The sequence below is a fragment of the Cereibacter sp. Soil_C_27 genome (assembly GCF_057657095.1).
Genome location: NZ_JBDGJD010000039.1, coordinates 1 through 278 on the forward strand (window position 1 = coordinate 1; position 278 = coordinate 278).

The 278-nt window shown below is 68.7% G+C and carries 1 pseudogene; it reads left to right on the forward strand.

Annotated elements, in window-relative coordinates:
- A pseudogene (locus AC3A5Z_RS24200) lies at positions 1–278 on the forward strand (IS21 family transposase); the annotation flags it as partial.

A 278-nucleotide genomic window follows, 5' to 3' on the forward strand; every position in this document is an offset into this window, starting at 1 on the left:
GCCGTGCGCCGCAAGCTGAAGGCGGTCAGCGATGGCGACCGACAGATGGTGCAGATCCTCAGCCATGTCGCCGCAGACGGATTGGCGGCCGTCGAAGCCGCCTGCCGCGAGGCGATCGACCAGGGCGTTCACTCGGCGCCGGTGATCATCAATATCCTCGCCCGCCGCCAGGACGCGACGCCACCACCGCTCCTTCTCACTCCGGCCACTCTGCGCCTGGCGCATGAACCGGTGGCCGACTGTGCCCGCTACGACAGCCTCAGGAGGACCAGCCGACA